The sequence below is a fragment of the Streptomyces sp. URMC 124 genome (assembly GCF_051386455.1).
GTDB lineage: Bacteria > Actinomycetota > Actinomycetes > Streptomycetales > Streptomycetaceae > Streptomyces.
Window position 1 is genome coordinate 24,585 of the sequence record NZ_JBPQTS010000080.1, and the last position, 7,103, is coordinate 31,687.

The following is a 7,103-nucleotide window of genomic DNA, read 5'->3' on the forward strand; positions in this document are numbered from 1 at the left end:
CGCGCCGCCCGGCCTGCAGAAACGAAACCCCCGGTGAAGCCTCACCGGGGGTTCTCGCGTTTTTGCTTGCCGTTCTGCTCGCCGAGCTACTTGTCGATGTCGCCGACCACGAAGAACAGCGACCCGAGGATCGCCACCATGTCGGCGACCAGCGTCCCCGGCAGCAGCTCCGTCAGCGCCTGGATGTTGTTGAAGGAGGCGGAGCGCAGCTTCAGCCGGTACGGCGTCTTCTCGCCCTTCGAGACCAGGTAGTAGCCGTTGAGGCCGAGCGGGTTCTCGGTCCACGCGTAGGTCGCGCCCTCGGGAGCCTTGAGGACCTTCGGCAGCCGCTGGTTGATCGGCCCGGGCGGCAGCTCGGCGATCCGGTCGAGGCACGCCTCGGCGAGCTCCAGCGCGTTGTGGGTCTGCTCCAGCAGGCACTCGAAGCGCGCCAGGCAGTCGCCGTCCTCGCGGGTGACGACCTTCAGGACGTCCTGCAGCTGTCCGTAGGCGAGGTACGGTTCGTCGCGGCGCAGGTCGAAGTCGACGCCGGACGCGCGGGCGATGGGGCCGCTGACCCCGTACGCGTGCACCGTCTCGGGCGCGAGCACGCCGACGCCGCGCGTGCGCGCCCGGAAGATCTCGTTGCCGAGCACGAGCCGGTCGTAGACGTCCATCCGGGAGCGGACCTGGGCGACGGCGTGCCGCGCCCGGCCCAGCCAGCCGGCGGGCAGGTCCTCCTTGAGGCCGCCGACGCGGTTGAACATGTAGTGCATGCGCCCGCCGGAGACCTCCTCCATCACCGTCTGGAGCTCCTCGCGCTCGTGGAAGGCGTGGAAGACGGGGGTGATGCCGCCGAGCTCCAGGGGATAGGAGCCGAGGAACATCAGGTGGTTGAGGACCCGGTTCAGCTCGGCGAGGAGCGTACGGGTCCACACGGCGCGCTCGGGGACCTCCATGCCGAGCATCCGCTCGACGGCCAGGACGACGCCCAGCTCGTTGGAGAACGCCGACAGCCAGTCGTGCCGGTTGGCGAGCATGATGATCTGCCGGTAGTCGCGGGCCTCGAAGAGCTTCTCCGCGCCGCGGTGCATGTAGCCGACGATCGGCTCGGCCTCCCGGACCCGCTCGCCGTCGAGGACGAGCCGCAGGCGCAGCACGCCGTGCGTGGACGGGTGCTGGGGTCCGATGTTGAGCACCATGTCGGTGCTCTCCGCCGCACCGCCGATGCCGACTGTCGTCTCCGTCATGGGGGTCATGGGGACAAGTCTGTCAGCCTTCCGGGCCGGCCCGGTCCGGGGCACGGTCCTCGGCGCCGCCCGGGGCGGGGGCCGGGGCCTGCGGGAGCAGCCCGCGGCAGGCCTCGCCGACGGGCTGCACCAGCCAGCCGAAGGCGCCCAGGCCCGCCGGAGAGGTCAGCTCGGCGGCCTCGCTCGCCCGCCCCAGCGCCCGGACGTACGCGGCCGGGTCGGTGGAGGCGAGGGACAGCGGCGGGCGGCCGCCGTCCACGCCGAGGGCGTGCAGCGCCTCGCGCTGGGTCAGCAGCGTGCTGCCGGGGCCCGCGCAGGCGTCCAGGGCGACGTGGGCGGTGATGTCGCACGAGCCGTCCGGCACCGGCCGCACCTCGCGGCCCTCGCGGAAGCCGGCCAGGGTGCCGAACGGGGGCCGGCCGGTCCGCTCGTGGGCGTAGTCGACGGCCACGGCGAGGCCGGCGCGCAGGCTCGCCACGGCCCGCGCCCAGGCGGCGTCGCGGGGGTGCCCGATCTCGGCGCGGGTGCCGGGGGGCGCGCCGTCGAGGGGCCACCAGCGGGCCAGCCACGCGGCGTCCTCGCCCGCGACCGGCTCGCCGGGCATCTCCTCGCCGTCCTCCTGGACGAGCACCTGGCGCGCGACGCCGCCGGCGTCCGTCTCGGCGACGTCCACGGGCACGTTGTCGAGCCACTCGTTGGCGAACAGCAGGCCCTCGGCGCCCTGCGGCACGTCACCCGCCCAGGTGATGCGCGGGTCCAGCCCGGCGGGGCGGGCGGCCCGCTCGACGGCGACCGGCCGCAGCCGCGCCGTCACCTTCTCCGGCAGCTGCGCGAGGACGCCGGTGAGCAGTTCGCCGCGCCCGGCGCCCACGTCCGTGAGCGTCAGCTCCGCCGGGTGCCCGAGCGCCTCGTCGACCCGGCACAGCAGCTCGGCGACGGCCCCGGCGTACAGCGGGGAGGCGTGCACGGAGGTACGGAAGTGCCCGGCGGGGCCCTCGGGACGCCGGTAGAAGCCGCCGGGGCCGTAGAGCGCGGCCTCGGTCGCCGCGCGCCATGTTCTCGTTCCGCTTGCCATACGCACACGCTATGCGCCCTACGCGGTCACGCCGCCTCCACCTTGCGGAGTAGAAGGAGCGTCACCGGATCGATCGCCGGGCTGACCCCGGCACGTACCCGGCATGCCTACGCTGGGTGACGTGCACCGCCTCTACGACTTTCTCCGCAGGCACCCGACGGGTGTGGACAGCTTCTGGGCCGTCCTGCTGTTCGGGTTCAGCATGCTGGCCGCCGCCGAGGAACACGGCGTGTCGGGGACCCAGCAGGCCGTGAACGTCGTCACGGTGGTGACCCTCAGCCTCGTGATCGCCCTGCGCCGCCGCGCTCCGGTTCCCATGCTGTTCCTGGCGATCGCCAGCGGCCTCGCGCAGATCGCGGCCGACGTCCAGGGCACGATCGCCGACATCGCGATGCTCGCGATCGTCTACACCATCGCCTCTGGCCACGTCCGCTGGGCGTCGCGGGTGGCCCTGGCCGGCGGGCTGGCCGCGCCGGTGCTCTTCCTGATCCGCTGGCCGGTCGTCGACCGCGGGCTCGGCGGCACGCTCATCGCCCTGGCCTTCCTCACCGCCCCCTTCGTCCTCGCCTGGGTGCTCGGCGACTCGATGCGCACCCGCCGCGCGTACTGGGCCCAGCTGGAGGAGCGGGCCGCCCGCCTGGAGAAGGACCGCGAGCAGCAGGCGCGGATGGCCGTGACGGCCGAGCGGGCGCGCATCGCCCGCGAGCTGCACGACGTCGTCGCGCACAACGTCTCGGTGATGGTCGTCCAGGCCGACGGCGCCGCGTACGTCCTCGACGCCTCTCCCGAGCAGGCCAAGCAGGCGCTGGAGACGATCTCGGGCACGGGCCGCCAGGCGCTGGCCGAGATGCGCCGCCTGCTGGGCGTCCTGCGCACGGAGGAGGGCACCACCGAGGGCGGGGACTACGTGCCGCAGCCCGACGTGGAGCAGATCGGCGACCTGGTCGAGCAGGTGCGCGGCGCGGGCCTGCCCGTGGAGTACGAGGTGGAGGGCGCGCCCCGCCCGCTGCCCAGCGGCGTCGAGTTGACCGCCTACCGCATCGTCCAGGAAGCCCTGACGAACACCCGCAAGCACGGCGGCCCGGAGGCGGGTGCGAGCGTCCGCCTGACGTACTTCGACGACGGGCTCGGCCTGCTGGTGGAGGACGACGGCCGGGGCGCGCAGCACGAGCTGTACGAGGCGGGCGGCGCGGACGGCATGGGCCACGGCCTGATCGGCATGCGCGAGCGCGTCGGCATGGTCGGGGGCACGCTGGACGCGGGCCCGCGGCCGGGCGGCGGATTCCGGATCAGCGTGCTGCTGCCGGTGAAGCCGGGCGGTCGCTGACGATGCGGTCACCGACCGGCGATGCGGTCGCGGGCGACGGCCGCGCCCGTCGCCGGAACGCTCATACTGCTCATATCTCGAACGAGGAAAGGGACGTCTGCATGTCCATCCGGGTGATGCTCGTCGACGACCAGGTACTCCTGCGCACCGGTTTCCGCATGGTGCTGGCCGCCCAGCCCGACATGGAGGTCGTCGCCGAGGCCGGGGACGGCGCGGAGGCCCTGGAGGTGCTGGCCGGCACGCAGGTGGACGTCGTCCTGATGGACGTCCGCATGCCCCGGCTGGACGGCGTGGAGGCCACGCGCCGGATCTGCGCCCAGGAGGGCGCGCCGAAGGTGCTCATCCTGACCACCTTCGACCTGGACGAGTACGCGTTCTCGGCGCTCAAGGTCGGCGCGAGCGGCTTCATGCTCAAGGACGTGCCGCCGGCCGAGCTGCTCGGCGCGATCCGGGCCGTGCACAGCGGTGACGCGGTGGTCGCGCCCAGCACCACGCGCCGGCTGCTGGATCGTTTCACCCCGATGCTGCCGAGCACGGCGAAGGAGCCGGCCGGCACCGAGCTGGGGCGCCTGACCGGGCGGGAGCGCGAGGTCATGCTGCTGGTGGCGCAGGGGCTGTCCAACGGCGAGATCGCGGGGCGTCTCGTGCTCTCAGAGGCCACGGTCAAGACGCACGTGGGGCGCATCCTGACCAAGCTGGGGCTGCGCGACCGGGTGCAGGTGGTGGTGCTGGCCTACGAGAGCGGCCTCGTGCGGGCCGGGGGCGGGGCGCCGCAGAAGTAGCGCCGCGGTACCGCGGCACCGTTGAGGCAGTGGTGCGGTATCAGGCGCTCACCACGGTCCGTACGGCTGCGAGGAACTCCTCGGTCTGCGGATGCGTGGGGTGCGCCGGGCTGGCCAGGTAGACCGTCGCCGGGGGAGCGTCCTCCACCGGCACGAAGCGGAGCCCGGGGTGGCCGTGGCTCTCCCCGGTGCCCGCCGCGGCGATGCCGAACGCGTCGCCCGTGGCGATGACGTTCAGCCACTCGTCCACGTTGTGCACGTCCACGGTCCGCTCCGGGCGCTGCGCCGGCGGCCACAGGTCCAGCGACGCCGTCCCCGTACCGTCCCACAGCGCGAGGGGGAGGGCGGGGCCGGTGCCGGTGAGCTCGGCGAGGCGCACCCGGGCCCGGTCCGCGAGCGGGTGGTCGTCGGGGAGGGCGGCGATGCGGTCCTCCGTGTAGAGGGCCTCGGTGCGGATGCGCGGGTCGCCCGGGAGGGTGCGGATCACGGACACGTCGGCGTCGCCGGTGGCCAGGCCCGCGGTGGCGTTGTCCTGGCGGACGACCTCCAGCGGCACGTGCGGGTGGGAGCGGCGCCACGAGCGCAGCAGGGGAACGGTCTGCTGCCCGAGGACCGCGCAGTTGTAGCCCAGCCGCAGCGGCCGCGAGACGGCCCGGGTCTCGGCGAGCGCGGCGTCGAGGTGGGCGAGGAGCGCCCGGCCGTGCCCCAGCAGGGTCGTCCCGGCGGGCGTGAGGTCCAGCCGGCGGGTCGAGCGGTCGACGAGCCGCACCCCGACGCGGGCCTCCAGCTGGGCGAGCGTGCGGGAGAGGGCGGGCTGCGTCAGGTGCAGCCGGGCGGCCGCGGCGGTGACGGTGCCCTCGTCGGCGATGGCGGCCAGGGCCCTGAGATGGCGCAGTTCCACATCCATGCGCGCGAAGCATAGTTGCTGCGCAGAAGGCATTTCCGGGACAGGGGGCGGGGTCCGTAGCGTCGGATGCGTTCGGTTTTCCGGGGTAAGGACGGTGGGTTGTGAGGATCCTTCTGGTGGGCGCGGGCGGCACGCTCGGCACCGTGGTGCGCAAGGCGCTGGCGGAGCGGGGCCACGAGGTGATCGGCGTGGGCCGCAGCGGGGGCGACGTGATCTGCGACGTCACCGACCCGCAGGCCGTGGGGCGGCTGTACGGGCAGGTGGAAGGGGTGGACGCGGTGGCCGTGGCGGCCGGTGACGCGGTCTTCAAGCCGCTCGGCGAGCTGACGGCGGACGACTTCGCGGCGACGTTCCGGGGCAAGGCGCTCAGCCAGGTGGAACTCGTGCGCCAGGGAGCGCGGCACGTGGCCGCCACCGGCTCGTTCACCCTCATCAGCGGGGTGCTCACGGAGGAGCCCGTCGTGGCGGGCGCGGCGGCCTCCGCGGCGAACGGGGCGGTGGAGGCGTTCGTACGGGCCGCCGCGATCGAGCTGCCGCCGCAGCGGATCAATGCGGTGAGCCCGACCGTGGTCGAGGAGTCGCTCCCGGGCTACGCCCCCTTCTTCCCCGGCATGGAGGCGGTTCCGGCGTCCCGCGTGGCGACGGCGTACGTCCGCTCGATCGAGGGCGCGCAGACGGGGCAGGTGTACGGAGTGCGCTGACCGCAGGGCCCGCGCACGCGCCCCCGCGCACCGCGCCCCCGCGCGCCGCCGGAGAGAGGAGACGGCGCTACCTCAGGACCGTCTCCAGGAAGTCGCTCCCCAGGCGGGCCACCAGCGGCAGGTCCAGCTGGTGCAGGACATACCGGCCGCGGCGGCGCGTGGACAGCAGGCCCGCCTTCTTCAGCACGGCGATGTGCCGGGACACCTCCGGCGGCGTCAGGCCGAAGACGGTGGCCAGCTCGCCGGTGGTGTGCGGGCCGCGGGCCAGCGTGCGGCACAGCCGCATCCGGACGGGGTGCGCGAGCGCTTCCAGCCGCTGCTGCACCAGCTGCGGGGCCAGGCCCCTGGGCAGCTCGGGCGAGGCCACCGGATACTGCACCATCGGCTGCCAGCCGGGCCGGTTCAGCACGATCAGGTGCGGCCACCCGAAGGCGGTGGGTATGAACGTCAGGCCGTCCGCGTGGGCCGTCGCCCGGCCGTTCTGCAGCTTGTCCAGGACGATCCGCGTGCCGTCCGCGCCGACGGAGACGGCCGGGGACACCGCGGCCATCGCCTCGGCGAGCCCCTTGCGCCGCAGCAGGTCCGCCTTGTGGCGGGCGTCCGCGGCGAGCTGCACCCGCACGCGCTGCCAGTTGTCGGCGAAGAACGCCTCCTCGCAGTCCTCCATGAGCCTGCGCAGCCAGGCGCGCAGCGCGGCCGGGTTCTCCAGCATGCGGTCGGTGAACTGCGCCTGGCGCGGGCCCCGGGCGGCCGACAGCTCGCGCACCCGCGCCCGCTGCCGGGCGTCGACCAGCGGGGAGGGCTCGGGCCGCTCGGAGCTGCAGGTGACCTCGAAGGCCGCCGCCACGAACTTCTCGTCGTCCATGCGGTCGAGGTCGTCGAGCTCTTCGGCGAGCGTGGCCCGGGGCACGGCGGGCAGCAGCAGGTCGGAGCGGGCCGAGCGCCACAGGAAGTCGGCCTCGGTCAGCCGGTCGGCGAGGTCGGGCCGGAGCCCGGAGGCGGTCGCCGTGGCCCAGCCGTGCAGCCCGGGGTGGTGGCCGGGCTCCGCCAGGACGTGCAGCATCGCACCGAGCTCGGCCAGG

The 7,103-nt window shown here is 74.3% G+C and carries 7 protein-coding genes; 3 read left to right on the forward strand and 4 right to left on the reverse strand.

Going from position 1 to position 7,103, the window contains the following annotated elements; translation table 11 throughout:
* Positions 1-86 precede the first annotated feature (86 nt).
* Together ACSNOG_RS18350 and ACSNOG_RS18355 are read right to left on the reverse strand one after the other, a co-directional pair.
* Positions 87-1,229 (reverse strand): NADH-quinone oxidoreductase subunit D, encoded by a 1,143-nt coding sequence (locus ACSNOG_RS18350; RefSeq protein WP_436753725.1) that lies wholly within the window; start codon positions 1,227-1,229, stop codon positions 87-89.
* Positions 1,230-1,251: 22 nt separating this feature from the next.
* Positions 1,252-2,304 (reverse strand): SAM-dependent methyltransferase, encoded by a 1,053-nt coding sequence (locus ACSNOG_RS18355; protein ID WP_436753726.1) that lies wholly within the window; start codon positions 2,302-2,304, stop codon positions 1,252-1,254.
* 121 nt (positions 2,305-2,425) lie between these two features.
* Here ACSNOG_RS18355 and ACSNOG_RS18360 point away from each other — a divergent pair, with 121 nt between their 5' ends.
* Positions 2,426-3,631, forward strand: a complete 1,206-nt coding sequence (locus ACSNOG_RS18360) for a sensor histidine kinase (RefSeq protein WP_436753731.1) — start codon at positions 2,426-2,428, stop codon at positions 3,629-3,631.
* 101 nt (positions 3,632-3,732) lie between these two features.
* Positions 3,733-4,413 (forward strand): response regulator, encoded by a 681-nt coding sequence (locus ACSNOG_RS18365; protein ID WP_436753727.1) that lies wholly within the window; start codon positions 3,733-3,735, stop codon positions 4,411-4,413.
* Positions 4,414-4,453: 40 nt separating this feature from the next.
* On the opposite strand, the gene ACSNOG_RS18370 is transcribed toward ACSNOG_RS18365, so the two are convergent.
* Complete coding sequence (locus tag ACSNOG_RS18370) at positions 4,454-5,320, reverse strand: LysR family transcriptional regulator (RefSeq protein WP_436753728.1); 867 nt, start codon at positions 5,318-5,320, stop codon at positions 4,454-4,456.
* 101 nt (positions 5,321-5,421) lie between these two features.
* Between ACSNOG_RS18370 and ACSNOG_RS18375 the strand changes: the two genes are divergently transcribed.
* A complete protein-coding gene (locus ACSNOG_RS18375; protein WP_436753729.1) occupies positions 5,422-6,021 on the forward strand; it encodes a short chain dehydrogenase in 600 nt (199 codons plus the stop codon).
* A gap of 67 nt (positions 6,022-6,088) precedes the next feature.
* Here the strand turns inward: ACSNOG_RS18375 and ACSNOG_RS18380 are convergent, their stop codons facing one another.
* A complete protein-coding gene (locus tag ACSNOG_RS18380) occupies positions 6,089-7,102 on the reverse strand; it encodes a DUF5937 family protein (RefSeq protein ID WP_436753730.1) in 1,014 nt (337 codons plus the stop codon).
* Between the last annotated feature and the right edge of the window lies 1 nt (position 7,103).